Below are 24,231 nucleotides of genomic sequence, written 5' to 3'. Positions count from 1 at the left end.
TGACGGGGGCGGCACAGGCTGCACCACACGACTGGTTGAACCGGGACCGTGAGCCTGGGAACGAACCGTGCGGCGCGTGAGGAGTGGTAGTGCAGGACAGGCCGAGTGGATTGTCGACCCTCACCCCGTCCCTCTCCCAGAGGGAGAGGGGAGTGGGGCACGCTCGGTTGCCTGGTGGGTTCGGTGACTGTTCCACGGAACAGCTCCCTCCCCCCTCGCTTCCCGTCTCGTCCATCCCCACCTTTCGTCGGAACCTCGTCCTCCCGGAGGCATGCCATGGGACTCTTGGACCTGCTCTCTCGCTGGCCTCTCATCCGTCAACTCCAGGAGAAGGACTCCACCGCCCTGGGTGAGACGGCCATGTCCGAGCGCAGCCGCGAGCTGGAGCCACGTACGGCCCAGGCCGACAAGGTCGTCCAGTCCATCTGCCCCTACTGTGCCGTCGGCTGTGGCCAACGCGTCTATGTGAAGGACGAGAGGATTCTCGACATCGAGGGTGACGAGGACTCACCCATCTCCCGCGGCCGGCTCTGCCCCAAGGGCGCCGCCACCTTCCAGCTCGTCACCGGTAGCCACCGGCTCGACACCGTCCTCTACCGGCGTCCCGGCGCCATGCAGTGGGAGCGCATCCCCCTCCACAAGGCCCTGGACATGGTCGCCGAGCGCGTGAAGAAGACGCGCGACGCCACCTGGGAAGAGAAGAACGCCAAGGGGGAGATCGTCAATCGCACCCTGGGGATTGCCCACCTGGGCGGCGCCACGCTCGACAACGAGGAGAACTACCTCATCAAGAAGCTCTTCACCGCCGGGCTCGGCATCGTCCAGGTGGAGAACCAGGCTCGAATATGACACTCCTCCACGGTGCCCGGTCTGGGCATCTCGTTCGGTCGCGGCGGTGCCACCTCGTTCCAGCAGGATCTGCAGAACGCGGACTGCATCGTCATCATGGGCAGCAACATGGCCGAGTGTCACCCGGTGGGCTTCCAGTGGGTGATGGAGGCGCGAGAGCGCGGCGCCACCGTCATCCACGTGGACCCCCGCTTCACCCGCACCAGCGCCATGGCGGACGTGTACGTGCCGCTTCGCGCGGGCTCGGACATCGCGTTCCTCGGGGGAATCGTCCACTACATCCTGGAGAACGAGCGCTACTTCCACGACTACGTCGTGAACTACACCAACGCGCCCGCCATCCTCCGCGAGGACTTCCGGGACACCGAGGAGTTGGATGGCCTCTTCAGCGGCTACGACCCGGAGACGGGCAAGTACGATCCCCAATCCTGGCAGTACGAGAACATGGACGGCGTGGTGCCCGCCGCGGGCCATAAGGAGCTCTTCGGCGAGCCGGGAGCGGGCGGCCACGGGCGCGTGCGCGGCAAGAACGTCACCGAGGTGTCCAGGGACAAGACGCTCCAGCACCCGCGCTGTGTCTTCCAGGTGCTCAAGCGCCACTTCTCGCGCTACACGCCGGCGGTCGTCTCGCGCATCTGCGGCGTCCCCGAGGAGCTCTTCCTGAAGGTGGCCAGGGCGCTCTGCGACAACTCAGGGCGCGAGCGCACCAGCGCCTTCTGCTACGCGGTGGGCTGGACGCAGCACTCGGTGGGCGTGCAGAACATCCGCACCGCCGCCATCATCCAGCTGCTGCTCGGCAACATCGGCCGGCCCGGCGGCGGCATCATGGCCCTGCGCGGCCACGCCTCCATCCAGGGCTCCACCGACCTCCCCACGCTCTACAACCTGCTGCCCGGCTACATCCCCATGCCGCACGCGCCGGACGCGCAGCGCTTCGACCAGTACATCCACGACAACGAGTCGGCCAGCGGCTGGTGGAGCGAGTTCCCCAAGTACGTCGTCTCGCTGCTCAAGGCGTACTACGGCGACGCCGCCACGAAGGACAACGACTGGGGCTTCCATTGGATACCGAAGCTCACCGGCAACCACTCGCACATGGTGACCGTGGCCGACATGGCCGATGGCCGCGTGAAGGGCTACTTCGTCATGGGCGAGAATCCCGTGGTGGGCTCGATGAACGGGGCCCTCCAGCGCAAGGCCCTGCAGAAGCTCGACTGGCTGGTGGTGAACGACTTCAGCCTCACCGAGACGGCCGAGTTCTGGCGCACCGCCCCCGAGGTGGTGCGCGGCGATGTGCGCCCCCAGGACATTCGAACCGAGGTCTTCTTCTTCCCCTGTGCCGCGCACACGGAGAAGGAGGGCTCGTACACCAACACCCAGCGCCTGCTGCAGTGGCACTTCAAGGCCGTGGAGCCACCCGGAGAGGCGCGCAGTGATCTGCACCTCGTCTTCGAGCTCGGGCGCCGGCTCAAGAAGCTCTACGCGCACTCCACCGAGGAGAAGGACCGGCCCATCCAGGCCCTCACCTGGGACTATCCGACGAAGGGCCCGCTCCAGGAGCCCGACGCCGAGGCCGTGCTGAAGGAGATCAACGGTTACACGGTGGCGGATGGCGAGCCGGTGAGTGGCTTCAAGGAGTTGAAGGACGACGGCTCCACCGCGAGTGGCTGCTGGCTCTACTCGGGCTGCTACGCGGACGGGGTGAACCAGCCGGCGCGCAAGAAGCCGGGCCGCGAGCAGACGTGGGTGGCGCTCGAGTGGGGCTGGGCGTGGCCCGCCAACCGGCGCCTCCTCTACAACCGCGCCTCGGCGGACCCCGAGGGCCGTCCCTGGAGCGAGCGCAAGAAGTACGTCTGGTGGGATGCCCAGAAGGGCAGTTGGACGGGCGAGGACGTGCCCGACTACATCGCCGACCGACCGCCCACCTACCGCCCCGAGAAGGGCGCCATCGGGTTGGAGTCCATCTCCGGGAATGATCCATTCATCATGCAGGCGGACGGGAAGGGCTGGCTCTTCGCGCCGAGCGGGATGATGGACGGGCCGCTGCCCACGCACTACGAGCCGCTGGAGTCCCCCGTCCACAACTTCCTCTACGGGCAGCAGTGCAATCCGGCGCGCTACGACTGGCGGCGCCGGGACAATCCCTACCACCGCGCGTGGGAGGACCCGCGCTACCCCTACGTGCTCACCACGTACCGGCTCACCGAGCACCACACCGCGGGCGGCATGTCGCGCTGGCTGTCGTGGCTGAGCGAGCTGCAGCCGGAGATGTTCGTCGAGGTGTCTCCGGAGCTGGCCGACGAGGTGGAGCTGGAGAACGGTGGCTGGTGCACGGTGTACACGGCGCGCGGGGAGGTGGAGTGCCGGGTGCTGGTGACGGAGCGCATCCGCCCGTTGCAGCTCGACGGCAAGCGGGTGCACCAGGTGGGCCTGCCGTACCACTGGGGCTACACGGGGCGGTCGAAGGGCGAGAGCGCCAATGATCTGACGCACTTCTCGGCGGATCCGAACGTCTCCATCCAGGAGTCCAAGGCGCTCACCTGCAACCTCCTCCCCGGCAGACGCAGCCGGGGCCGGCGCGCCGCCATGGGCTGGGAGCCATGGCCGCTGCCACCGGGTGTCAGCGAAGTGGGGAGGGACCACGAGGACGTCGGCCCGCCCACGGACAAACCCCAGCAGGAGAAGAGGTAGCGCCCATGGGACAGAAGGGCTTCTTCACCGACACGACCCTCTGCATCGGCTGCAAGGCGTGCGAGGTGGCCTGCAAGCAGTGGAACCAGCTCCCGGATGACGGCTTCCGGCTCACCGGCATGTCGTACGACAACACGGGGCACCTGGGGGCGTCCACCTGGCGGCACGTGGCCTTCGTCGAGCGGCCGGTGCCCCTGCCCACCCAGACGGTGGGCCTGATGGACTTCTCGTGGCTGATGAGCTCGGACGTGTGCAAGCACTGCCAGCGCGCGGGGTGCCTGGAGGCGTGCCCCACGGGCGCCATCATCCGCACCGAGTTCGACACCGTCTATGTCCAGCCGGACGTGTGCAACGGCTGCGGCTATTGCGTGGCGGCGTGCCCCTTCGGCGTCATCGACCGGCGCGAGGACGACGGGCGCGCGTGGAAATGCACGCTCTGCTACGACCGGCTGGGCGAGGACATGACGCCCGCCTGCGCCAAGGCGTGCCCCACCGCCTCCATCCAGTTCGGAGACGTGGACGAGCTGCGCGAGCGGGCATATCGGCGCGTGGCGCAGCTCCATGAGAAGGGATGGGAGCAGGCGTACCTGTACGGCGCGGACGCGGAGAGCCAGCCGGGCACCGGCGGGCTCAACGCGTTCTTCCTGCTCGTGGACAAACCCGAGGTCTACAACCTGCCGCCCGATCCCGTGGTGCCCACGATGAAGGGCAAGGAGGCCTGGGCCTCCATGGGCTGGGGCGCGCTGGGCATGGCCGTGGTGGCGCTCGGAGCGGTGCTGTTTGGACGCGAGGTGACGCATGGGTGACATCCGGCCCGAGGATCTGGAGAAGCGCCAGGACGGGCGCAACATCGACTCACGGTTGGGCGAGCTCTCCGGGGAGGGTGCCCAGCAGCGGGTGCGGGACATCGACGAGGCCAATCCCACACGTGGGGTGTTGCGGACGCGGCCCTCGCGGTCGGGAGTGCTCGCGGAGTCGCCGAGCTACTACGGGCAACCGGCGCTCAAGGAGCCCGTGTGGATCTGGAGCATCCCGCTCTACTTCTACGTGGGAGGAGTCGCGGGCGCGGCGAGCGTGCTGGGCGCGGCGACGGACGTGGCCGGCGGCAAGCACCTGGAGGGCATGGGGCGCAAGTGCCGGTGGGTGGGCACGGTGGGCGATATGGTCAGCGCGGGGCTGCTCATCTACGACCTGGGCAGGCCCGAGCGCTTCCTGAACATGATGCGGGTGTTCCGGCCCACGTCGCCCATGAGCGTGGGCTCGTGGGTGCTGGCGGGCTCGGGAGCGATGAACACCGCGTCCCTGCTGTTCGCGGGCCGGCGCGGCTGGTTGGGGCGCGCGGGCGAGGGGGCGGCGCTGGGAGCGGGCCTGTTCGGATTCCCGCTCGCCGGGTATACGGCGGTGCTCATCGCCAACACGGCGGTCCCCGTCTGGCAGGCCACGCGCAAGACGCTGCCCCTGCTGTTCATGTCCTCGGCGATGGCGAGCGCGGGGAGCCTCCTGGAGCTGCTGCCGCACTCGCGCGGCGAGGAGAAGATACTCCGCCTGTTCAGCACGCTCGGCAAGGTATGCGAGCTGCTCGCGGGCGTCGCGGTGCAGCACGAGGCCTCGAGGCTGGAAGTGCTCGAGCGGCCGCTGAAGCACGGCCCCACGGGGCGGATGTGGAAGGCGGCGAAGGCGTGTACCGCGGCGTCGCTCGTGCTGGGCGTGTGGCCGGGACGGCGCAGGTGGATGAAGGTGGCGGGCGCGCTGCTCGGCTCCACGGGCGCGCTGCTGACGCGCTTCGCGGTGTTCCGCGCGGGCAAGGCGTCCGCGAGCGATCCTCAGGCCACGTTCCAGCCGCAACGAGAGGGCATGGGCGCGGCCGAGGTGACGGGGAACACGCACGCCTCGGACGGGAGGCCCTTCGAGTTCCCGCTGCCCGTGCTGCGCGAGTCACCGGAGCCACCTCGAAGACAGACATCCTCCGCTCGGTTCGAAGAGCTGGAGCCGGAGCCCCCCTCGGCCCCCGAGTCCTGAGCCGCCGCGTTCACCACCCATCTCACCTCCGGCCCCCTGGATTCCCGCTCCCCGGCCGACCCACTACGCTCGCGCGACATGAGCACTCGCGCGACGAGCATCTGGGGCTGGGGCTACGCGGACAAGTTCCCGGACATCGAGGCACGGCGGGCCCTCGCCGAGCAGGTGTCCCCACTCCTCGGGGGCCCCAACCTGGAGCCCCGCGAGCCCGCCGCGAGCCCGCGCCTCCCTCCTCCCCGCGTCGCTCCACCCGAATCCCTGGCGGAGCTCTGCTCGGCCGAGGACAGCGACCGCGCCGCGCACACCTACGGCAAGGGTTACGGAGACCTCGTGCGAGGCTTCCACGGGGACTTCTCCCCCGCTCCCGACTTCGTCGCCCGTCCCCATAACGAGGACGACGTGCGGGCCGTGATGGAGTGGTGCGCGGACAACCGCGTGGCCCTCATCCCCTTCGGTGGAGGCACCAGCGTCGTCCGGGGTGTCGAGGCCGCCATCGGCGAGGGCTTCCACGGCGCCGTGTCGCTCGACATGCGCCGCATGGACCGTGTCGTCGAGGTGGACCCCCTCTCCCGCGCCGCCCGCATCCAGGCCGGTGCCACCGGGCCCGTGCTCGAGGCCCGGCTCGCCCCGCATGGCCTCACGCTGCGCCACTTCCCCCAGTCCTTCGAGTTCTCCACGCTCGGCGGGTGGATCGCCACGCGCGCCGGTGGCCACTTCGCCACGCTCTACACGCACATCGACGACCTGGTGCAGTCCACCCGCATGCTCACCCCGCGCGGCCTCCACGAAACGCGCCGCCTGCCCGCCTCGGGCGCGGGCCCCGCCCCGGATCGGCTCGTGCTCGGCTCCGAGGGCACGCTCGGCGTCATCACCGAGGCCTGGGTGCGCGTCCAGGCCCGCCCCCTCTTCCGCGCCAACGCCAGCGTCCTCTTCCCCGACTTCGCCACCGGCGTGCGCGCCGTCCGCGAGCTCTCCCAGTCCGGCCTCCACCCCTCCAACTGTCGTCTGCTCGACGAACGGGAGTCCTTCCTCAATGGCGTCACGGGCGATGGCTCCAGCGTGCTCGTGCTCGCCTTCGAGTCCGCCGACCATCCCCCGCGGGCGAAGATGGAGCGCGCGCTCGCCATCACCGCCTCCCACGGCGGCGAGTGCCGCGAGGGCGCCCGCTACCGCTCCGACGAACCCGGGACCCGGGCCCGCCCCGGTGGCGCCGCGGAGAGCTGGCGCTCGGCCTTCATCGAGGCCCCCTACCTGCAGAACGTCATGGTGAGCCTCGGAGTCATCGCCGACACCTTCGAGACCGCCTGCACGTGGGACCGGTTCGACGCGCTCCACGGCGCCATCCTCGAGTCCGTGCGCGGCGCCCTGGAGCGCATCTGCGGCGGCGGGCTCGTGAGCTGCCGTTTCACCCACGTCTACCCGGATGGGCCCGCGCCCTACTACACGTTCCTCGGCCCGGCCCGGCCCGGCGGCGAGTGGGAGCAGTGGATGGCGCTCAAACACGCCGCCAGCGACGCCGTGAGCGCACACGGCGGCACCATCACGCACCACCACGCGGTGGGCCGGCTGCACCGCCCCTGGTACGACCGCGAGCGCCCCGAGCCCTTCGCGCTCGCCTTGAGGGCCGTGAAGCAGGCACTCGACCCCCATGGCATCCTCAACCCGGGTGTCCTCGTGGGTCCTTGATGAAGACTCTCCGTGGCTGGTGGCGGCGGACGTCTTGAGGGCAGATCTGGCCGCGTGCTTGAGTATGACGCCCCCCAGCACGGAAAGGACCTTTTATGACTCGCAGTACGTCAGCCACTTCGGTCGAGGTGTACGGACGGAGTGTCCAGGCCGTGGCCAGCGCCATGGAATTCCTCAAGCTCAAGGCCCAGCGCATCCTCGCCACCCACGGCATCGAGTCGCTCCAGCCCGAGCAGTGGTACCCCCTCCAGAAGGTCCTCAACAGCTTCGAGGACATCCTCAAGCAGGTCGGGCCGCACACCACCCGCGCCATCGGCCGCGCCGTCCCCAAGAGCGCCGTCTTCCCCCCCGCCATCAACTCGTTCGAGTCCGCCCTGCTCTCCCTCGACCAGGCCTACCGGATGAACCACCGCGGCAGCGGTGACATCGGCAGCTACCGCTTCATCCCCGGGGAGGGCCGCAGCGCCCGCGTGATGGCCGACAACCCTTATCCCTGCGAGTTCGACCAGGGCATCATGGAAGCCCTCTACGACCGCTTCCAACCCAAGGGCTCCTTCGTGCTCCGCATCGAGCACGAGGGCACGGCCTGCCGCGCCAAGGGTGCCCGCTCCTGCACCTACAACCTCAAATGGTGAGTCTTTAAAGACCCCCTCGCCCGGGCCGGCCGGGCTCGCCGGCCGGATCCACTTTTACGAATTCTTTCTAATCCCCCTGGACAGCGAATCTAAGATGGTTCAAAGTATACGTCATCACTGAAACAGAGAGGGACCATGGCTCACACCGTTCGCCCCCACCGTCTGATGAGTCTCGGCGCCGCAGTCCTCGCGGCCTTCCTGACCACCGCGTGCGGAGGGGAGCAGCTTCAGAGTGAGTCGGATGGGCTGGGGACGAGCGCCGCGGCGCTCGAGGGTGGCGAGAGCGCCCCCCGCCCCAAGAAGATGGTCGTCTACTCCAAGCGGGAGAAGGTGGACGACTCGAAGTTCGTCTGGCTGGGGCCGCCGGAGGCGATGGGTGGCCAGGTGCTGGAAGGCTCGCCGAGGCTCTACGGCCGCATCGATTACAGCAAGGACGGCATGGCGGCGGGCATCTTCAAGGCCACCAAGGGGAAGATCCGGGTGACGTTCCCCTTCTCGGAGCACGCCACCATCCTCGAGGGCAAGGTCACCATCACCGACGAGTCCGGCCAGAGCCACACCTTCAAGGAGGGTGACAGCTACTTCATCCGCCAGGGCCAGGTGGTCATCTGGGAGGTGAAGGGCAAGGAGGTCATCAAGTCCTTCTACAACGTCGTCGAGAACCCGTAGGTTCGGCTCCTCCGACGGAAGCGGCGGGGATGGCTCTCTCGAGCCATCCCCGTTGCCGTTTCAGGACGCCCTGGAGAGGAGGGCCTGCTCGGGAAGAGCGGCCGTCAGCCCGGGCCCCGCCACCACCGGCCGCGACTCACCCGACATCCCATCGAACATGGCGTGGAACGCCTCGTAGACGCGGTCCACCAGCGCGATGGCCTCGGCGCGCAGCTCCGGCGTGAGCTCAATGCCGAGCAGCATCGCCTCCATCTGCTCCTCGAAGACCTCGTGCTGCTCCTCCGCCTCCATGTGGTGGTTGGAGAAGTACTTCAGCCGCTTGCCGGAGCTCAGCTTCTGGGGAAGCGAGGAGGTGCGGCTGAAGAAGGCGTGGCTGGTGGACTCCAGCGCCAGCACGAACACCACGCGCAGCCGGTCGTCCATCGGGCGGAGCACCTCGGAGATGAGCGCGAAGCTGGCGTCGCGGGTGGCCTCATGCCCGCGGCTCCAGATGTCGGTCAGGGTGAGGGGACGCCCCTGCAACGCGGCCAGGTCCTCGAAGAACCAGTCGTCATGCCCGCGCTCCTCCGAGCGATGTCGGAGCATGAGCATGGTGAGCTCCGGGTCCCGCACCCGCTGCGCGTTGAGGCGCAGCACGTCCTGGAAGCTCATCACCCAGAAAGCCAGCCTCGGGGCGAAAGCCAGCACCTGCTCCAACGGCAGATCCTGCCGCAGCGCTCCGAAGCAGGGGTGCTCGGCGAAACGGGACTGCCGGACGCTGATGTGTTGCAGCACTGCCTTCATGGTGATCTCCCGCTCGAGCGTTTCAGGTCTCCCCTCCTGGGGACCCACACTACCTGCTTTGCAACGACGGGGCCGTCTTGGATCTACCCCCCATTTGGAGCGAATTTTCCAATGGAGCAACCCATCCGCATCCAACCCGGGAGGGCCCCCTCGGGGAATTGAATATGAACAAGCGAAGCAGATGCAAATGGTATGGCTCATGCGTAATTTTGCATGTGCATCGCGCCGGTTCCCCCGAGGGGAGCGCGGTCCCGGAAGACCCAGGTGGGGCTGGAGCGAACCACCCAGGTCATGCGCGGCATCAATGCCAGACAAGAGGAGGAATCACAGCCCGGCCATCATCCCGCCATCCACCGTCATCACACAGCCGTTCACATACGAGGCATCCTCCGACAGCAGCCACGCGATGGCCCTGCCGCACTCCTCTGGACTGCCCACGCGCCCCATCGGAATCCTCGGCACGTAGAACTGCGTCTCCGCCAGCTCCGGCGCTCCGGGTGAAATCTTCTCGAGGAGGCCTTCCAGCATCGGTGTGCGGTGCGCTCCGGGACACACCACGTTCACCCGGAGTCCCTGCCGCGCGAACTCCAGGGCCGCCGTCTTGCTCAGCCCGTGCATGCCGTGCTTCGCCGTCACGTACGCCGTCCCCATGGGCGTGCCCGTCAGCCCATTGATGGACGAAACGTTGACGATCGCCCCGCCCCCCATTCGCAGCATGGCCGGAATCTCGTACTTCATGCACAGCCAGACGCCCTTGAGGTCCACCGCCAGCACCCGGTCGAACTCCTCCTCGGGCAGCTCCGTCAGGGGCACCAGCTGCATGTCTCCCAGTGCGGCGTTGTTCACCGCCAGATCCAACCGCCCCCACCGCTCCACCACCTCCTCCACCATCCGCCGCACGTCCTCCGAGCGCGCCATGTCCGCCTGCACGTAGAGCACCTCCATTCCCTCCTCCCGCAGCGCCCTCGCCGCCGCCTCGCCGCGCTCGCGCGTCCGGCCCACCAGCGCCACCTTCGCTCCCGACCGTCCCAGCTCCCGGGCCGCCGCCAGACCAATGCCCGAGCTGCCCCCCGTCACCAGCGCCACCTTGTCCGTGAATCGCTTCTCCATGGAGTGCTCCCCCTGTGTGGGTTCGAATGGCGCCGCGAACAGGCCCTCGCTCACCCCCATTCCCTCCCCGCTCTGTCGGGTAGGCAACTGGATGGGAGGTGTTCCGGAGGGGACGTTTCGTGGGAGCATCCGATTCCGCCTCGTTCGTCATCCGTCCCATGCCCAACGAAGCAGAACCAGACATGTCCGCCCCCCTGCGAGAGACCTTCGAGCCCTCCGTCAAGAGCCGCGAGCCCGGGGGAGACCCGCTGCTGGGGACATGCATCGGCAGCTTCCGGCTCACCCGCCGGCTGGGTCAGGGAGGCATGGGCGCGGTGTACCTCGGCGAGCACGTGGACATCGGCAGCCGAGTGGCCATCAAGGTGCTCCACCGGCGGCTGGCGTCCTCGCCCCAGGTGCTGCGCCGCTTCCACATGGAGGCGCGCGCCGTCAACCTCATCGGCCACGAGAACATCGTCAACATCATCGACATCAACCCCGCGCCGCCCCGGCCCTACCTCGTCATGGAGTACCTGGAGGGCGAGCCGCTCTCCGCGCTGCTCACCCGCGGGCCCGTGCGCGCGGAGATCGCCGTCGCCCTGCTCGCCCAGGTGTGCGACGCGCTCGAGGCCACGCACGCGCGAGGCATCGTCCACCGCGACCTCAAGCCCGAGAACCTCATCCTCCTGCAGCGCGGCAGTGGCCCCGCCTTCGTCAAGGTGCTCGACTTCGGCATCGCCAAGCTGCTCGACGCCGAGGAGGAGCGCGGGAGCGACACCGGAGAGGGCGCCGTCCTCGGCTCGGCCGACTACATGGCGCCGGAGCAGTCGCGCGGAGAGCGCGTGGACGGGCGCGCCGACCTCTACGCCCTGGGCGTCATCGCCTACCAGCTCGTCACCGGGCGGCTGCCCTTCGTGGAGAAGAACTTCACCGCGCTGCTGCTCGCCCACCAGACGAAACAACCGACTCCGCCCCGTGAGCTCCGCCCCGACGTCCCGCCCGCCGTCTCCCACGTCATCCTCCGGGCGCTCGCCAAGGAGCCCGAGGCCCGCTACCAGAGCGCCTCGACGATGCGCGGCGCGCTCCAGGTGGCGATCGACGAGGTGCGCGCCCCGTCTGGCCCGGCCCTGACACCGCCTTCCGTCGTGCCCTGTGTCATCCGCCCGGCGCTCGCGCTCCCCGTGCTCGTGACGGCGGGCCCCGGCGCCACCACCGAGCAGCTCACGTGCACGGACCTGACGCGCGGAGGCCTCTTCCTGCGCACCGACCAGGCCCTGCCGCCGCTGCTCTCCCGGGTGACGGTGGCCCTGGAGCACCCGGACGGCGAGCTGACGTGCCAGTGCGAGGTGGTCCGGCACGTGAAGCCCGAGGAGGCGGTCACCTGGAGCATGTCTCCGGGCTTCGGCGTGCAGTTCGTGGAGCCCTCCGTCTCCTTCAAGGCCGCGGTGGCGCACCTGATGTTGGGGCAGCCGCTCGACACCCTGCGCCCGCCCCTGGACGCGGCCGCGGAAGCGGAGGTGGAGCAGGTGCTCGCCCCGTACCGGGAGCGCGGCACGGAGGACCTCTACGCCTTCCTCGCGCTGCCGCCGGACACGGGCTGCGAGGAGCTGAGACTGCGCGCGCGCCGGGCCTGCCATGCACTGGAGCGTCTGCGCGAGCGCCCCATCGCCGCCCACCTGCGCGCCAGGGTGGACACGGTGCTCGAGCGCATGCGCAAGGCGTCCGAGACGCTCGGCCATCCGCGCCACCGGGCCGTCTACGACGCCGAGCGGGGGAACTTCCAGGGCGTGGCGCGCTGTCTGGCCGCGGGGCTCACCCTCACGCAGATGGAGGAGCTGCGACGCGACTTCCTCGCCCGGCGCCCGCACACCCAGGGGCCGCTGCGCGTGCACCTCGCCACCGCCCGGGCCCACCAGCAGGCCGGGCTGCTCGACCACGCGCGCGAGGCCTACGAGCGGGCCCTCATCCTGGACCCGCTGTCCCTGGAGTTGCACAGGCAGTACCTCGCCGTGTGCCGTGCGCTGGCCAACCCGGAACCTCGGGGCTGACGTTCGGGCGGGAGACGGCGCGGGCCCGTCCGTGCTAACTCCCCGCCGCCAGATATGTCCTCCCAGGAATCGCCGTCTTCCTCATCCGCCGTGCCCACCTCGGTGCAGCGTGTGGCGTTCTACGCCGTGGTCTCCGGCCTCACCCCGCTCATTCCCGTGCCCTTCCTGGATGAGTACGCGCTGCGCCGCGTACGCGAGCAGATGGTGCGCACCATCCTGCGCGAGCGCTCCTTCTCCCCGCCGGATCGCACCGTGACGATGCTCGCCGGGCTCCACCCCCGCGAGGGCAGCCGCCTCCAACAGCTCGCAAGCAAGGCCGCGCTCGTCTCGCTCCGGCTCACCTGGCGCAAGGGCTACAGGCGTCTGGCCACGGCCCTCTGGGTGAAGGACTGCGTGGACATGGCCTCCATCTCCCTGCACCATGGCCACCTGCTGCAGCACGCGCTGGAGCGGGGAGACCTCGACGCGCGCACGCTCGCCACCGAGGACGTCCCGCGCCGCGTGCACGCCGCCATCGACGCCGCCTGCAAGGAATTGGACGCGCGCCCGGTGAACCAGGCCCTGCGCCGCCTCTTCGCCGGCAGCCGGCTGCTGCTCGACGAGCTCTCCAAGGCCCTGGAGAACTGGAGCGGCGCTCCCCGCACGCCCCAGCAGGGCGAGGACCAGGAAGTGGCCTCGCTGTCCGAGCGGCTCGCCGCCTCCATGTGGGAAGAGCGCGGCTACTTCCAATCGCTCGAGTCCCTCTACGCGAAGCACCTCGGCCCGCGTCCGTGACCACTTCCGGGCCCGCGCGTCACGCGAGCCACGAGAAGGACGCGGAAAATTCCACCGCATTGACTTGACCCTGGAACTCCCGAACATGCAGGCCCGAGGCGTGCGGCCGTAGCACCCCAGGCGGAGGCGGCGTTCGCTCGTGGCGACGCCTCCGCCCTTTTTCGCATGAACGGAGTCCTTCATGCCCCACCTCATCGATGCCGTCCGACGCGGAGACACCTCCCGGGTGGAGGCCCTGCTGAACACGGAGCCGAAGGCGCTCGGCCGAGGGGATGCGCACGGCATGACGCCCCTGCTGTGGGCCGCCCGGCAGGGACACGCGTCGCTCGTCCAACTGCTGCTGGCGCGCGGCGCGGATGTGTCGATGAGGGACGCGCGAGGCGCCACCGCGCTGATGATCGCCGCCGAGCGCGGCCACCTGGAGGTCACACGCCTCCTCGTGCCGCGGACGGGCCCGGACGAGCGCGGCGAGGCCCTGCGGTACGCCGCGGGCACGGGCCGTATCGAGCTCGTGGAGTGGTTGCTGGACGAGGCGGACGCCGCGCTCGAGTTCGGCGGAACGGACGGGAGGACACCCCTCACCTGCGCCATCCTCGGGGGCCACACCGCGCTGGCCGAGGAGCTGCTGCGCCGCGGAGCGGACGTGGAGGCGCGCAGCTCCGGCGTCCTCCATTGTGAGAGCCGCGAAGACTCCGGCTGGCACCCGCTGCACCACGCGGCGGACCGCCGGCACGCGCTGCTGGTGCAGCTGCTGCTCGACGCCGGAGCCCGGGTGGACGCGCCAAGCACCGGAGGTACCACGCCGTTGATGCTGGCGGCCCACCACGGCGACGAGGACAGCGTCCGCGTCCTGCTGCTGGCCGGAGCGGACCCGCTGCGCGAGAACGCGCGTCGGGCCACCGCGCTGTCCCTGTCACGTGCCCACGGCAGGCCCCACATCACCCGGCTGCTCGAGCGTCGCGCCGAGGAGAGGCCGCTCACCCGGGTGCTGCAATGGCCGTGGAACCCGGGCGCCGGCCGGAAGAACTGAGCGCCGCGACTGCTCGAGCTGGTAGGCCGCCTGCCAGTGGAAGTCCCAGCGGGGGATGTCGAGCAGACACTCGCGCTCGCCGGAGCCGCGTTGGATGTCCATCCGGGTGCTCGTCCCCAGCGTGTGCATGTGCAGCGCGACGGAGTGCACGGTGAGGGGCTCGTCCTTCTGGAAGAGGCCTCCCGTGAGCTGGTCGGCGACGCTCGTTGGCTCGAGCGCCCACGCGTGGACGACGTCCGTCTGGCCCGCGGGGATGTTCATGGTCCGCTGGTTGACCCAGTCGGGGTTGGTCCACGGCTGCCCGGAGCCCAGGAGCCGAGCCACGCGACCTGCCCACCATTCAGGCCCGGTCCTCCGAAGCAGGTGTAGCCCGGCCCCGGCTCCCGGTCGTCGAGCGCCTGGGCCTCGGCCACCTGGTGGGGCTCGGCGAGGAACGCGATGACGTGGTGGACGATGTCCATGTTGCCCGGGTCCGCGCGGAAGCCCGTCACGTACTGCGTGTCGGTGTACGGCCAGTCGAGGAGGAAACAGCGGTAGTCGTCCGGGCGCTGCTGGGGCGTGTACGCGGTGGGCATCCTCAGCGTCTGATCCACGCGCGAGTCATCACCAGTGGACAGGGGCCGGGGACAGGGTTCACTCCTGGGGGGAAGACCCGCCCTCATGGCCCTCTTCACGAGGCGAGCGGGCGTGTCAGTGCAGCAGTCCGCCAGCGCCGCCCTCGCTCCGGTTCGAGCGGCCCCCCTGGATGCGCACCACCGCCTCCTTGAAGCTCTCCAGGTAGCGGCGCAGCCTCGCGTCCATCTCCACCGAGGGGCTGTCGTAGCGCGCCAGGCACAGCATCACCGCCCGCCCTCGCACCGGATCATCCCCCGGCACCAGCGTCGTCTCCCGCGCGTTGCCGAACACCAGCCAGTCCAGCTTCCACAGCGCGTCCAGCAGCTGGCCGAAGTGCTCCTCCATCTCCTGGCGCAGCGAGTCCGGCAGCCCGTGCACGTCGCTGTACTCCGAGCAGTCCCGCAGGAAGCGCTCCACCACCTCGCCCTCCTCGGGGCGCTCCGGCACCTCGTGCGAGAAGGAGCACGCCATGGCGCCCTCCAGCAGCCGCGCGAGCTCCTCCCCGCGCGTCACCAGCGCCAGCCGCGGCCCGTCCTCCGGCACCGGTCCATCCATCCGGAGGAACGTCTCCCCCGCCATCGTGTCGAGTCTCATCCTGATCGCCACGTTCCCCTCCCGGAACCGCGAGGCCCCAGCGTACCCAGCCCCCCGCCTCGATGCACTTTCGAAGCGATGTGAGGAAACTTCTTCCCGGCACTTACGAAAATAAAAACAGTTTCTCCCCCCCGGAAAGCGAGCCGTCCCCCCATGGTCGCCATCTCCCGTTCCGCCGCCCTCGCCCCCCGCCTCGCGGCCAGCTCCGCTCCCCCCACCCTCCGGTTGGATTCCCGCGGCGCCTCCGTCGTCACCCTCCAGAAGAAGCTGAAGGCCGCGGGCTTCGACCCAGGCGCCGCCGATGGCGCCTTCGGCCCGAAGACGCTCGCCGCCGTGAAGGCCTTCCAGAAGGCGCGTGGCCTCGCCACCGATGGCGTCGTGGGCCCCAAGACGTGGAGCGCCCTCAACGCGGCCACCGCCTCCTCCGGTGGCTCCGGCCCCACCCTGCGCCAGGGTGCTCGGGGCGAGCCCGTGCGCGCCCTCCAGAACCGGCTCAACGCGCTCGGCTTCAACGCCGGCACCGCCGACGGGGACTTCGGCCCGAAGACGCTCGCCGCCGTGAAGGCCTTCCAGAAGTCCCGCGGCCTCACCGCCGACGGCATCGTGGGCCCCAAGACGTGGGACAAGCTCGGCATCAAGGTGCAGACGCCCTCCACCCCCTCGGGCGGTGGCCGCGTCGTCACCGGCTACGTGAACGGCGTGCCCCGTCAAATCACCCTCTCCCCCATCCCCAACGGCAAGGAGATGCGCTCCGACGCGGCGGCCGCCTTCAACCGCATGCACGCCGCGGCCCGCGCCGCCGGCATCAACCTCACCGTCAACAGCGGCTTCCGCTCCATGGAGCAGCAGCGCGCCCTCTACCAGGCCTACCGCAACGGCACCGGCAACCTCGCCGCCAAGCCCGGCTACTCCAACCACCAGGGCGGCATCGCCGTGGACATCAACGTGGGCGGCACGGGCTCCTCCACCTACCGCTGGCTGGCCGCCAACGCGAGCCGCTTCGGCTTCACCCGCACCGTCCCCTCCGAGCCCTGGCACTGGGAGTTCCGGCCCTGATTTCGTAGCCCCCCCGCCTTGCCGTACCCCCCCGGCCCCCGCGCCCTCTCCCCGAGAGCGCGGGGGTTTTTTTTGCCCTCCCCGGGCCCCGCCTCCCCCCGCCCCGCGACTGTCCTGAATCAGTCCACTTTCTGTCTTCTTTTAGGACAGTTGATGCAATTGTCTTCCAAGCCGTTGATATTCCAGGGCTCTCAACCCTCGAGAGCCCTGCGGAGCCAGCAGGGCCCGCGATTGACTGGAGCATCAATGCTCCACTTTCCCATGTAACGCAACGCGTCGTCCTGGGACGGATGACGCAGTGGGTCTGGCGCGGGGATTGCTCCAGTGCTTCGCTGTCAGGGAGCGCCCCCCCGACCTCGGGCTCCTTCCTGACGGGCCGCACGCCCCTCCCCTACCCCGCCCTGCTCGGAGCCCTCCGCCAGGGACACCCCAAGGAGTCCCCATGAAGAAGCTGCACACCCTCCTGCTGGCGCTGTGCGCGCTCGGGCTCGGCACCGAGGCCCGGGCCGGCGCGGCGAAGACGACCTACCCCGTGGTGTTCGCCCACGGCATGGGCGGCTTCGACAATCTCCTCGGCAACGACTACTGGGGCGACGACTACGGCATGTTCGTCGGCGACACCTGCAGCCTCTTCGAGATGCCCTGCAACGAGGACATCGACGGCGGCCAGAAGACCTTCGTGGGCCAGGTGCAGCCCTTCCAGTCGTCCGAGGTGCGTGGCCTGGATCTGGCCAACGACATCGAGGGCTACATGGCCAGCACGGGCGCCACACGGGTGAACCTCATCGGCCACTCGCAGGGCGGTCTGGACGCGCGCAAGGCGGCCAAGGTGCTCTACACGCGCAAGGGCTACACCGTGGTGGCCGTGCTGGTGAGCGTGTCCTCGCCCCACCGCGGCTCGCCCGTGGCCAAGTACATCCTCGACCTGAAGCCCGGCGTCACCAGCGTCATCGCCGCCCTGGCCGAGCTCTACGGCGACGTCGTCTACGGGCCGGGCAATGACGCCTTCGCCGGCGCCAAGCAGCTCGTCTACAACGACTACAGCAGCACCGATGGCGTGACGACGGGCGCCCGGAACTTCAACATCAACAACCCCATCGACGCGCGCTACGCCTCCCGCTACGTGTCGCTCATCACCGCGCAGAACGGCGTGAATGTGAACCCCGCGCTCTACCTGGTGAGCGAGCTCTTCTACGACATCGACGGCGACGGCTACTGCGTGGACGACTGCGACAACGACGGCGCCGCGGGCAGGGGCGACGGCTACGCCAACGAGACGGATGACGACGGCCTGGTGGGCATCAACTCGCAGCAAATGGGCTACCGGCTGAAATACACCGAGTCCACCTTCGGCTTCGACTCCGTCACCACCGACACCAACGTCCCCTACATGGACGACATCAATACGCCCAGCACCTCCGCGCAGATGACCTCCACCTCGAGCGTCATCAACCAGGATCACATGGACGTGGTGGGCCTGGGTCCGGACACCTTCGACGAGCCGGAGTTCTACGCCTCCATCATCCACTACATCGCCACCCACGACTGACACACGAGGACCGACACACGCCCTCCCGCCCCCTTCCGGAGATGAAGTCACCCATGAACCGACGCAAGGCGCCCCTGCTGCTGGCATTCGTGCTCGTCCTGGCCGGCTCGGCCCTGCTCGTCTTCAAGACGCGCCTCCCCCAAGGAGCGTCCCCGGAAGGGACCGCGACGCGCGCGGCGGCCCCGGCTCCCTGGCCCCGACAGCCAGGAGCCGGGGGTCCGCCGCGGCGCTCAGCCCACCACAACCCGGCGCGGACGGCGTGGAACGACCCCCCACGGGAGACCTGGTCTCCTACCTGCGCTCGCGCTATGGGGCCCGCATCCGCGACCCGCATACGCAGATGCGGATGCTGGAGCAGCTCATGCGCCACTTCCAGCAGCTCAACCCCACCGGCTGGGAGGCGGACCTGCTCGCCCTGCTCCAGCAGGCCTTCCCCGAGCTGTATGACGAGCTGGCCCTGCGCCTGCGCCAGCGCCTGGACTACGAGAAGTGGGTGAAGGAGCACCGCGCCGAGCTGCGCGACAAGACGAACGACGAGCGCCGCGCCGCCGTCTGGGAGGAGCGCAACCGGCTCTTCGGCAAGGACGTGGCGGAGAAGATCTGGCTCGCCGAGCTGCGCAACCAGGCCGTGGCGGACTCGCTCGAGGCCATCGACGCGCTCCCCAACGCCAACGTCCAGGAGCGCATGGCCCGGTACAAGCAGAGCCTCGGCAAGACGTACGGCGAGAGCGCCCAGGCCTATATGCAGACGCACCAGCAGGAGCTGATGAACCGCTTCCTGGACCTGGGCTCCGTGCAGCAGGAGCTCGGGGCCATGACGCCCGACCAGCGCGCCCGGAGCCTGCGCTCCATCCGCGAGGAGATGGGCCTGGACGAGGAGGCCCTGCGGCGCTGGGAGGACCTCGACCGGCGGCGTGACGTGCGCTGGGAGGTGGGCTCGCAGTACATGTCCGAGCGCGAGCTGCTCGCCCAGCAGTACTCGGGACCCGAGCTGGAGGCGCGGCTGACGGAGCTGCGCTCGCGCTACTTCTCCGACGAGGCGGAGACCCTCGCCCAGGAGGAGCGGAGCGGCTTCTTCCGCTTCACCCGCCCCCGGCAGTGGGGCCGCAACTAACGCGCGGTGTAGCCCCCGTCCACGACGAGCTCCGCGCCCGTCACGTAGCGCGAGGCGTCCGAGGCCAGGTAGAGGATGGACTCGGCGATGTCCCCGGGCTCGCCCATGCGGCCCAGCGGCGAGGCGGCCTCGAGCTTCCTCCAGGCCTCCTCCTCGCTCCCCACCTGCGAGACGAAGCCGTCCCACCAGTCCGCGTTCTCCCAGATGGGCGTGCGCACCCCTCCGGGGAACACCGAGTTGACGCGGATGCCGTCCGGCGCGCACTCCACCGCCACCGCCTTGCTCAGCATGCGCACCCCGCCCTTGCTGGCCGAGTACGCCGCCGTTCCGGGACTGCCCACGAGCCCCGACACCGACGCCACGTTGATGATGGAGCCCCCGCGCTTGCCCAGCCGCATGGTGCGCACCGCGTACTTGGTGCCCAGGAAGGTGGCGTCCAGGTTCACCGCCATCTGCTCGCGCCACTCGGCCATCGACATCTCCGCCACCGAGCGCGAAATCGCGATGCCCGCGTTGTTCACCAGCACGTCCAGCCGGCCATACAGGTCGAGCGTGCGTGTCATCACCTTCTGCCACGTCACCTCGTCCGTCACGTCGTGCACGCAGAAGAAGGCCTGGCCTCCCGCGGCGCGGATCTCCTGCGCCACCTGCTCGCCCGAAGGAGCGATGTCCGTCACCACCACGCGCGCGCCCTCACGGCCGAACAGCAGCGCCGTGGCTCGGCCGATACCCGATGCGGCCCCCGTTACGAGGGCCACCTTGTCCTTCAGTCGACTCATAGAGGCTGAAACGTACGTTACCCGACTTTCTGGCCTTCCTTGCCTGGAAATGCGGGCCCGAGGCCAGAGCTCGGTTCGTCCCCTGAGTGGCACCCGTAGGGCAGGGTGGGACCCGGGACTCATGGGACAGTGCGTCACCTGCCGCGGGAGCTGGTGCCCCGGCTGGAGCCTCGCCGCTCGGGGTTCTGCCTCGCGCCTCCCCGCAGCGAGCCCCGCCCCGTCGTCTTGCGCACCGTGCGAGCCGCCTCGCTCCGAGGCCCCCGGCGCTCACCGCGCTCCGCCGCCTGCTTCTGGCGATGGCGCGACGGCCCCACCTTCTCGCCCGTCTCCAGGTCCACCGTCTCGCGGGCGATGAGCTTGTTGAAGTTGCTCCGGTGGCCGTGCGCATGCGCCGAGTACACGAGCGCCAGTTTGCTCTCCTCGAACTTGGCGAAGAACTCGTCCCAGGTGATGGGCTCCAACGTTCCCCTGCCCGCGTAACCCGGAAAGTCGATGCGCAGGATGCCCGTCTCGTCGCCCTTCCCCGTCCCCGTCACCACCGAGGGGCGCCCACAGCGCGCCTCCGCCCAGTTGCGGATTTCCTCATGATCGATCGTTACCCGGGAACTCTTCGTTGGCATGGCCCACCCCCTGTGCATGTGTGGAATGACCGCTGGCTCGTCAGCGGCCCCTACTTACGAGGGTGTGCCTCGCCGCCTCCGATAACCACCTCCACGTCTCGAAGGGAGCCCCCTTTTCGAGCGCCTTCCGAGTGTTGGCTCGGAGCCCGAGCGGACCGCGGGGACCGGGGATTCAACCCGGGGGACGGATACCCTCACCCCGTCCCTCTCCCAGAGGGAGAGGGGAGGGTGGCACCGTGGCGTGACAGATCCTCCGGCGTGTTCACGCTCACCACCGAGCGGAGGTGCTCGTCCACCGCTCGCAGGGCCTCCTCGGGGAGCAGCTTCGCCCGACAGCGTGACAGCAAGGTGCGCAGGGAAGGCTCCTCCACTCGCAGGGACTCGCCCCAGGGGTCCGCCAACGTCCTCCGGTAGAGGGCCAGCAGTGGCTCCACCCTGCCTCCCACCGTGAAGCACACCGCGTCCACCTCGGGCTTCCGCGCGCTCAGCAACACCCGCACCGCCGCCTCCGACACGAACGGCATGTCGCAGGCCACCGCGAAGACCCACTCCGTCCTCGCTCCCACCAGCGCCGCGTGGACCCCTCCCGGCGCGCCCCGGCCTCGCACCACGTCCTCCACCGTCCGCAGGGAGAAGCGCGCGTAGGGCGCCGCGTCGTTCGCCACCAGCAGCACGTCCCCGAACAGCCCCGCCAGCCGCAGCACCCGCGCCAGCACCGGCTGGCCCTCCACCTCCAGCAGGCCTTTCGTCACCCCGCCCAGCCGCTCGCCCTTGCCTCCCGCGATGACCGCCAGCGTCACGTCCGGGTACTCCGGCCCCTTTCGTTCCCTATCGCTCACGCCGTGCCTCCTCGCTCCTCGGCACTCCCGTGCTCCGTCCACTGGAGGAGGCTACCTTCTCTCCGCCCACCTCCCGGCGCGCTCTTGCGCTAAAGCCCGGTGGACGACGCCTCCACCATGTCCCTCGCATCCCTCGCCACCGCCCGGACGACAGCCCTCGACGCGCTCAGCCCCGCTCCTCCCGTGCGCATGCCCCTCCTGGAGGCCCTCGGCCGCTTCCTCGCCCGGGACGTCATCGCCGCGCGCTCGCTCCCCGGCTGCCCTGTCTCCGCCATGGATGGCTATGCCGTCCGCGCCGAGGACACCTCCGACGTCAACCGCGACCGCCCCGCGCGCCTGCGCGTCGTGGATACCATCTACGCCGGTCACCTGCCCTCGCGCGTCCTCCAGCCCGGCGAGGCCTCACGCATCTTCACCGGCGCGCCACTCCCCGAGGGCGCCAATGCCATCGTGCGCCAGGAGGCCACCGTCGTCCCGGAGGCGGGGCTCGTCGACATCTGCGTCGGCGTCCCGCCGGGCAAGGACATCCGCCCCACCGGGGAGGATCTGCTCGCCGGCACGCTCCTGATCCGCGCCGGACAGCGGCTCGAGGCCTCCGTGCTCGGCGTGCTCGCCTCCATGGGCGATACCCATGTCCTCGTGCGCCCGCCTCCGCGCGTCGCCGTGCTCGCCACCGGAGACGAGCTCGTCTCCCCCGGCACGCCCGCCCTCCCCCACCAAGTGTACGAGAGCAACCTCGTCCTCGTCGCCGCCCTGGCTCGCGAGGCCGGAGCCCACGTGGTCTCCCTGGAGCGCGCCCGGGATGACGCCGACGCGCTGCGCTCCACCCTGCGGCGACTGACGGGCGAGGCCGACGTGCTCGTCACCACGGGCGGCGCCTCCGTGGGAGAGAAGGACCTCGTGAAGCACGTGCTCTCCGAGCTGGGGGCCTCGTTCCTCGTGGACGGCGTGGCCCTCAAACCCGGCAAGCCCGTGGCCGTGGCGAGACTCGGCACCACCGCCGTCGTCGTGCTCCCCGGCACCCCTGGCGCCGCCACCGTGGCCTTCGACCAATTCGCCCGCCCGCTCCTGTTGCGCCACCAGGGAGTCTCCGAGGAGCGCCAACGCGTGCGCGTCCGCCTCGACGATGGGCGCCACAAGCAGGCCGGCTTCACCTACCTCGTCAGCGGTACCCTGGAGACGCGCGAGGACGGACAGGTATGGGCCCGCATCCGCTCGCAGGACTTCGGGCAGCACCTGCAGAACGTCGGCGCCGAGGGCTACGCCGTCCTCCCTCCGGGCCGCGCCGACTTCGCCCCTGGCGACGAGGTGGACTTCGAGCGCTTCGACCGTCCCCGCTTCCTCCCCGTGGAGCCGTGATGCGACCGCCCGCGCTCGCCGTCGTTGGCTGGTCCGGCTCGGGGAAGACGACACTCCTCTCGCGGCTCGTGCCCGAGCTGCGCCAGCGAGGCCTGCGCGTGGGCGTGGTGAAGCACTCGTCCGACTCGCACCCGCTGCACCGCGAGGGCAGTGACACCGCGCGCTACGCCGCGTCCGGCGCCGCCTTCGTCGCCTTCGCCAACCCTGCCGGCGTGCAGCTCTCCTTCCCCGAGCCCTCCGAGCACGTGCTGTCCCTGCTCGAGCGCTTCGCCGACACCGTGGACCTGGTGCTCGTCGAGGGGTGGAAGCAGGGGCCGCTGCCCAAGCTCGAGGTCTGGCGCGAGGGGCTCGGCCCCCTGCTCGCGGCGACGCGACAGGACGTGCTCGCCGTGGTGGGTGATGAGGGAGCCGTGCCCGAGGCCATGAAACGGTTCGCGCCAGACGACGTGCGAGGGATTGCCGCCTTCCTCCAGCAATGCCTTCGGGACGGAGTCCTGCGATGACCGGTGACAAGCACCCGCTCCCCCCCGGAGTCACCCGGCGCCCCGTGAGGCGCTACACCTCGGACGGCCAGCTCGCGCCCGCCGAGCCGGACGCCGTGGCCCTCGAGGAGCCGCTCGACATCCGCGTCAGCGGGGACACCGTGGCCGTCACCATGCGCACGCCGGGCGCGGACCGGTTCCTCGTCACGGGCTTCCTCTTCGCCGAGGGTCTCATCCACTCCGCCGAGGACCTGGGAGGACTCGCGCACTGTGGCCGGCCGGGAGAGGAGGGCTACGGCAACATCGTCGAGGTGACGCCCGCTCCCGGGCTCGTCATCGACCTGGAGCGCGTGGGCGCCACGAAGCGCGGAACGCTCACGACCGCGGCCTGTGGCGTGTGCGGCCGGCGCAGCGTGGACGATCTCATGGCCACGTGCTCGCCCGTGCCCCCGGGACCGGAGCTCCCCGCGTCCGTGCTCGCCCGCGCCACCGAGCACCTGCGCACCGTGCAGCCCAACTTCGCCCGCACCGGCGGAGTCCATGCCGCCGCCGCGCTCGACGAGACGGGTAAGGTGCTCGCGGCCTTCGAGGACGTGGGCCGCCACAACGCCGTGGACAAGGTGGTGGGGGCGCTGCTGCTCGAGCACGGCCTGCGCTCGGCACGGGCCTCCCAACCCGCCGCGATGCGCCCCACCGTGCTCGTGGTCAGCGGGCGCGTCAGCTTCGAGATCATCCAGAAGGCCGCCATGGCCCGCTGCCCCATCGTGGCCAGCGTCTCCGCGGGCAGCTCACTCGCCATCGACCTCGCCGAGCGCGCGGGCATCACGCTCGCCACCTTCGTGCGCAACGGGCGCTTCAACGTGTACACGCACCCCGAGCGCATCCACGAAGGGTAAATCCCCTCTCCCTTCGGGAGAGGGACGGGGTGAGGGTACCAGGGCCCCGGGTTGA

Annotated in this window: 23 protein-coding genes; 15 read left to right on the top strand and 8 right to left on the bottom strand. The window is 70.0% G+C overall.

The annotated features are described in order from the left end of the window. Positions 1–276: 276 nt before the first annotated feature. The 6 genes from fdh to JQX13_RS16155 all read left to right on the top strand — a co-directional run bounded on the left by fdh (position 277) and on the right by JQX13_RS16155 (position 8,549). The gene (gene fdh, locus JQX13_RS16180) at positions 277–3,540 is read left to right on the top strand and encodes a formate dehydrogenase (RefSeq protein WP_203409908.1); all 3,264 of its coding nucleotides are present in this window, start codon (positions 277–279) and stop codon (positions 3,538–3,540) included. 5 nt (positions 3,541–3,545) lie between these two features. Beyond that, positions 3,546–4,346, top strand: coding sequence for a 4Fe-4S dicluster domain-containing protein (locus tag JQX13_RS16175; protein ID WP_203409907.1), 801 nt, complete (start codon positions 3,546–3,548; stop codon positions 4,344–4,346). Then, a complete protein-coding gene (gene nrfD, locus JQX13_RS16170; protein ID WP_203409906.1) occupies positions 4,339–5,559 on the top strand; it encodes an NrfD/PsrC family molybdoenzyme membrane anchor subunit in 1,221 nt (406 codons plus the stop codon). Before JQX13_RS16175 ends, nrfD begins: the two co-directional genes overlap by 8 nt. A gap of 78 nt (positions 5,560–5,637) precedes the next feature. Continuing rightward, entirely contained in the window at positions 5,638–7,245 is a 1,608-nt protein-coding gene (locus tag JQX13_RS16165; protein ID WP_203409905.1) for an FAD-binding oxidoreductase, read from the top strand. A 152-nt stretch (positions 7,246–7,397) separates the two neighbouring features. Further along, entirely contained in the window at positions 7,398–7,880 is a 483-nt protein-coding gene (locus JQX13_RS16160; RefSeq protein ID WP_239014782.1) for a hypothetical protein, read from the top strand. Between the two features lie 135 nt (positions 7,881–8,015). Further along, positions 8,016–8,549, top strand: a complete 534-nt coding sequence (locus JQX13_RS16155) for a cupin domain-containing protein (RefSeq protein ID WP_239014781.1) — start codon at positions 8,016–8,018, stop codon at positions 8,547–8,549. Positions 8,550–8,609: 60 nt separating this feature from the next. On the opposite strand, the gene JQX13_RS16150 is transcribed toward JQX13_RS16155, so the two are convergent. Further along, a complete protein-coding gene (locus tag JQX13_RS16150; protein ID WP_203409903.1) occupies positions 8,610–9,332 on the bottom strand; it encodes a hypothetical protein in 723 nt (240 codons plus the stop codon). Positions 9,333–9,656: 324 nt separating this feature from the next. Beyond that, positions 9,657–10,442: an SDR family NAD(P)-dependent oxidoreductase gene (locus JQX13_RS16145; protein ID WP_203409902.1), complete on the bottom strand. Its 786-nt coding sequence runs from the start codon at positions 10,440–10,442 to the stop codon at positions 9,657–9,659. 182 nt (positions 10,443–10,624) lie between these two features. On the opposite strand from JQX13_RS16145, the gene JQX13_RS16140 reads away from it, so the two are divergent. The 3 genes from JQX13_RS16140 to JQX13_RS16130 all read left to right on the top strand — a co-directional run bounded on the left by JQX13_RS16140 (position 10,625) and on the right by JQX13_RS16130 (position 14,273). Continuing rightward, the gene (locus JQX13_RS16140) at positions 10,625–12,469 is read left to right on the top strand and encodes a serine/threonine-protein kinase (protein WP_203409901.1); all 1,845 of its coding nucleotides are present in this window, start codon (positions 10,625–10,627) and stop codon (positions 12,467–12,469) included. Positions 12,470–12,580: 111 nt separating this feature from the next. Next, positions 12,581–13,243 (top strand): hypothetical protein, encoded by a 663-nt coding sequence (locus tag JQX13_RS16135; protein WP_239014780.1) that lies wholly within the window; start codon positions 12,581–12,583, stop codon positions 13,241–13,243. Positions 13,244–13,424: 181 nt separating this feature from the next. Next, positions 13,425–14,273: an ankyrin repeat domain-containing protein gene (locus JQX13_RS16130; protein ID WP_203409899.1), complete on the top strand. Its 849-nt coding sequence runs from the start codon at positions 13,425–13,427 to the stop codon at positions 14,271–14,273. Here the strand turns inward: JQX13_RS16130 and JQX13_RS16125 are convergent. From JQX13_RS16125 to JQX13_RS16115, 3 genes are all read right to left on the bottom strand, one after another. After that, on the bottom strand, positions 14,157–14,534 hold the full coding sequence (locus JQX13_RS16125) for a hypothetical protein (RefSeq protein ID WP_203409898.1): 378 nt from the start codon (positions 14,532–14,534) through the stop codon (positions 14,157–14,159). The two genes, JQX13_RS16130 and JQX13_RS16125, sit on opposite strands and share 117 nt — an antisense overlap. Then, entirely contained in the window at positions 14,531–14,866 is a 336-nt protein-coding gene (locus JQX13_RS16120) for a hypothetical protein (protein ID WP_203409897.1), read from the bottom strand. Before JQX13_RS16120 ends, JQX13_RS16125 begins: the two co-directional genes overlap by 4 nt. Positions 14,867–14,963: 97 nt before the next feature. Next, positions 14,964–15,482, bottom strand: a complete 519-nt coding sequence (locus tag JQX13_RS16115; RefSeq protein ID WP_203409896.1) for a hypothetical protein — start codon at positions 15,480–15,482, stop codon at positions 14,964–14,966. Between the two features lie 153 nt (positions 15,483–15,635). Between JQX13_RS16115 and JQX13_RS55390 the strand changes: the two genes are divergently transcribed. The 3 genes from JQX13_RS55390 (at position 15,636) to JQX13_RS16100 (ending at position 19,201) form a co-directional block, all read left to right on the top strand. After that, positions 15,636–16,538 carry a peptidoglycan-binding protein gene (locus tag JQX13_RS55390; protein ID WP_203409895.1) on the top strand — a complete coding sequence of 301 codons (903 nt, stop codon included), beginning with the start codon at positions 15,636–15,638 and terminating at the stop codon, positions 16,536–16,538. Between the two features lie 442 nt (positions 16,539–16,980). Continuing rightward, positions 16,981–18,087, top strand: a complete 1,107-nt coding sequence (locus tag JQX13_RS16105) for an esterase/lipase family protein (protein ID WP_203409894.1) — start codon at positions 16,981–16,983, stop codon at positions 18,085–18,087. A gap of 259 nt (positions 18,088–18,346) precedes the next feature. After that, entirely contained in the window at positions 18,347–19,201 is an 855-nt protein-coding gene (locus JQX13_RS16100; protein WP_203409893.1) for a hypothetical protein, read from the top strand. On the opposite strand, the gene JQX13_RS16095 is transcribed toward JQX13_RS16100, so the two are convergent. From JQX13_RS16095 to mobA, 3 genes are all read right to left on the bottom strand, one after another. After that, positions 19,198–19,980 carry an SDR family NAD(P)-dependent oxidoreductase gene (locus JQX13_RS16095; RefSeq protein WP_203409892.1) on the bottom strand — a complete coding sequence of 261 codons (783 nt, stop codon included), beginning with the start codon at positions 19,978–19,980 and terminating at the stop codon, positions 19,198–19,200. The genes JQX13_RS16100 and JQX13_RS16095 overlap by 4 nt on opposite strands. 134 nt (positions 19,981–20,114) lie before the next feature. Continuing rightward, on the bottom strand, positions 20,115–20,600 hold the full coding sequence (locus JQX13_RS16090; protein ID WP_203409891.1) for a hypothetical protein: 486 nt from the start codon (positions 20,598–20,600) through the stop codon (positions 20,115–20,117). A 194-nt stretch (positions 20,601–20,794) separates the two neighbouring features. After that, positions 20,795–21,439 (bottom strand): molybdenum cofactor guanylyltransferase, encoded by a 645-nt coding sequence (gene mobA / locus JQX13_RS16085; protein WP_203409890.1) that lies wholly within the window; start codon positions 21,437–21,439, stop codon positions 20,795–20,797. A gap of 117 nt (positions 21,440–21,556) precedes the next feature. On the opposite strand from mobA, the gene JQX13_RS16080 reads away from it, so the two are divergent. The 3 genes from JQX13_RS16080 to fdhD are packed head-to-tail and all read left to right on the top strand — an operon-like array spanning position 21,557 to position 24,176. Further along, entirely contained in the window at positions 21,557–22,798 is a 1,242-nt protein-coding gene (locus tag JQX13_RS16080; protein ID WP_203409889.1) for a molybdopterin molybdotransferase MoeA, read from the top strand. Further along, complete coding sequence (gene mobB / locus JQX13_RS54100; RefSeq protein ID WP_239014779.1) at positions 22,798–23,301, top strand: molybdopterin-guanine dinucleotide biosynthesis protein B; 504 nt, start codon at positions 22,798–22,800, stop codon at positions 23,299–23,301. Before JQX13_RS16080 ends, mobB begins: the two co-directional genes overlap by 1 nt. Continuing rightward, positions 23,298–24,176, top strand: coding sequence for a formate dehydrogenase accessory sulfurtransferase FdhD (fdhD, locus tag JQX13_RS54095; protein ID WP_239014778.1), 879 nt, complete (start codon positions 23,298–23,300; stop codon positions 24,174–24,176). The genes mobB and fdhD overlap by 4 nt, the downstream gene beginning before the upstream one ends. The last annotated feature ends 55 nt before the right edge of the window (positions 24,177–24,231 follow it).

It is taken from the genome of Archangium violaceum (assembly GCF_016859125.1).
Classification (GTDB): Bacteria; Myxococcota; Myxococcia; order Myxococcales; family Myxococcaceae; genus Archangium; species Archangium violaceum_A.
The sequence above is the reverse complement of the archived record's forward strand: the minus strand, read 5'-3'. Positions and strand labels throughout refer to the sequence as shown.

What these genes read in the sequence shown, in the direction of transcription:
- JQX13_RS16095 (WP_203409892.1), bottom strand. Translation starts at nt 19,980, where the DNA reads ATGAGTCGACTGAAGGACAAGGTGGCCCTCGTAACGGGGGCCGCATCG.
- JQX13_RS16140 (WP_203409901.1), top strand. Translation starts at nt 10,625, where the DNA reads ATGTCCGCCCCCCTGCGAGAGACCTTCGAGCCCTCCGTCAAGAGCCGC.
- JQX13_RS16125 (WP_203409898.1), bottom strand. Translation starts at nt 14,534, where the DNA reads ATGAACATCCCCGCGGGCCAGACGGACGTCGTCCACGCGTGGGCGCTC.
- JQX13_RS16165 (WP_203409905.1), top strand. Translation starts at nt 5,638, where the DNA reads ATGAGCACTCGCGCGACGAGCATCTGGGGCTGGGGCTACGCGGACAAG.
- JQX13_RS16080 (WP_203409889.1), top strand. Translation starts at nt 21,557, where the DNA reads ATGTCCCTCGCATCCCTCGCCACCGCCCGGACGACAGCCCTCGACGCG.
- nrfD (WP_203409906.1), top strand. Translation starts at nt 4,339, where the DNA reads ATGGGTGACATCCGGCCCGAGGATCTGGAGAAGCGCCAGGACGGGCGC.
- JQX13_RS16130 (WP_203409899.1), top strand. Translation starts at nt 13,425, where the DNA reads ATGCCCCACCTCATCGATGCCGTCCGACGCGGAGACACCTCCCGGGTG.
- JQX13_RS16090 (WP_203409891.1), bottom strand. Translation starts at nt 20,600, where the DNA reads ATGCCAACGAAGAGTTCCCGGGTAACGATCGATCATGAGGAAATCCGC.
- JQX13_RS16145 (WP_203409902.1), bottom strand. Translation starts at nt 10,442, where the DNA reads ATGGAGAAGCGATTCACGGACAAGGTGGCGCTGGTGACGGGGGGCAGC.
- JQX13_RS55390 (WP_203409895.1), top strand. Translation starts at nt 15,636, where the DNA reads ATGGTCGCCATCTCCCGTTCCGCCGCCCTCGCCCCCCGCCTCGCGGCC.
- JQX13_RS16155 (WP_239014781.1), top strand. Translation starts at nt 8,016, where the DNA reads ATGGCTCACACCGTTCGCCCCCACCGTCTGATGAGTCTCGGCGCCGCA.
- JQX13_RS16115 (WP_203409896.1), bottom strand. Translation starts at nt 15,482, where the DNA reads ATGAGACTCGACACGATGGCGGGGGAGACGTTCCTCCGGATGGATGGA.
- JQX13_RS16150 (WP_203409903.1), bottom strand. Translation starts at nt 9,332, where the DNA reads ATGAAGGCAGTGCTGCAACACATCAGCGTCCGGCAGTCCCGTTTCGCC.
- fdhD (WP_239014778.1), top strand. Translation starts at nt 23,298, where the DNA reads ATGACCGGTGACAAGCACCCGCTCCCCCCCGGAGTCACCCGGCGCCCC.
- mobB (WP_239014779.1), top strand. Translation starts at nt 22,798, where the DNA reads ATGCGACCGCCCGCGCTCGCCGTCGTTGGCTGGTCCGGCTCGGGGAAG.
- JQX13_RS16175 (WP_203409907.1), top strand. Translation starts at nt 3,546, where the DNA reads ATGGGACAGAAGGGCTTCTTCACCGACACGACCCTCTGCATCGGCTGC.
- JQX13_RS16105 (WP_203409894.1), top strand. Translation starts at nt 16,981, where the DNA reads ATGAAGAAGCTGCACACCCTCCTGCTGGCGCTGTGCGCGCTCGGGCTC.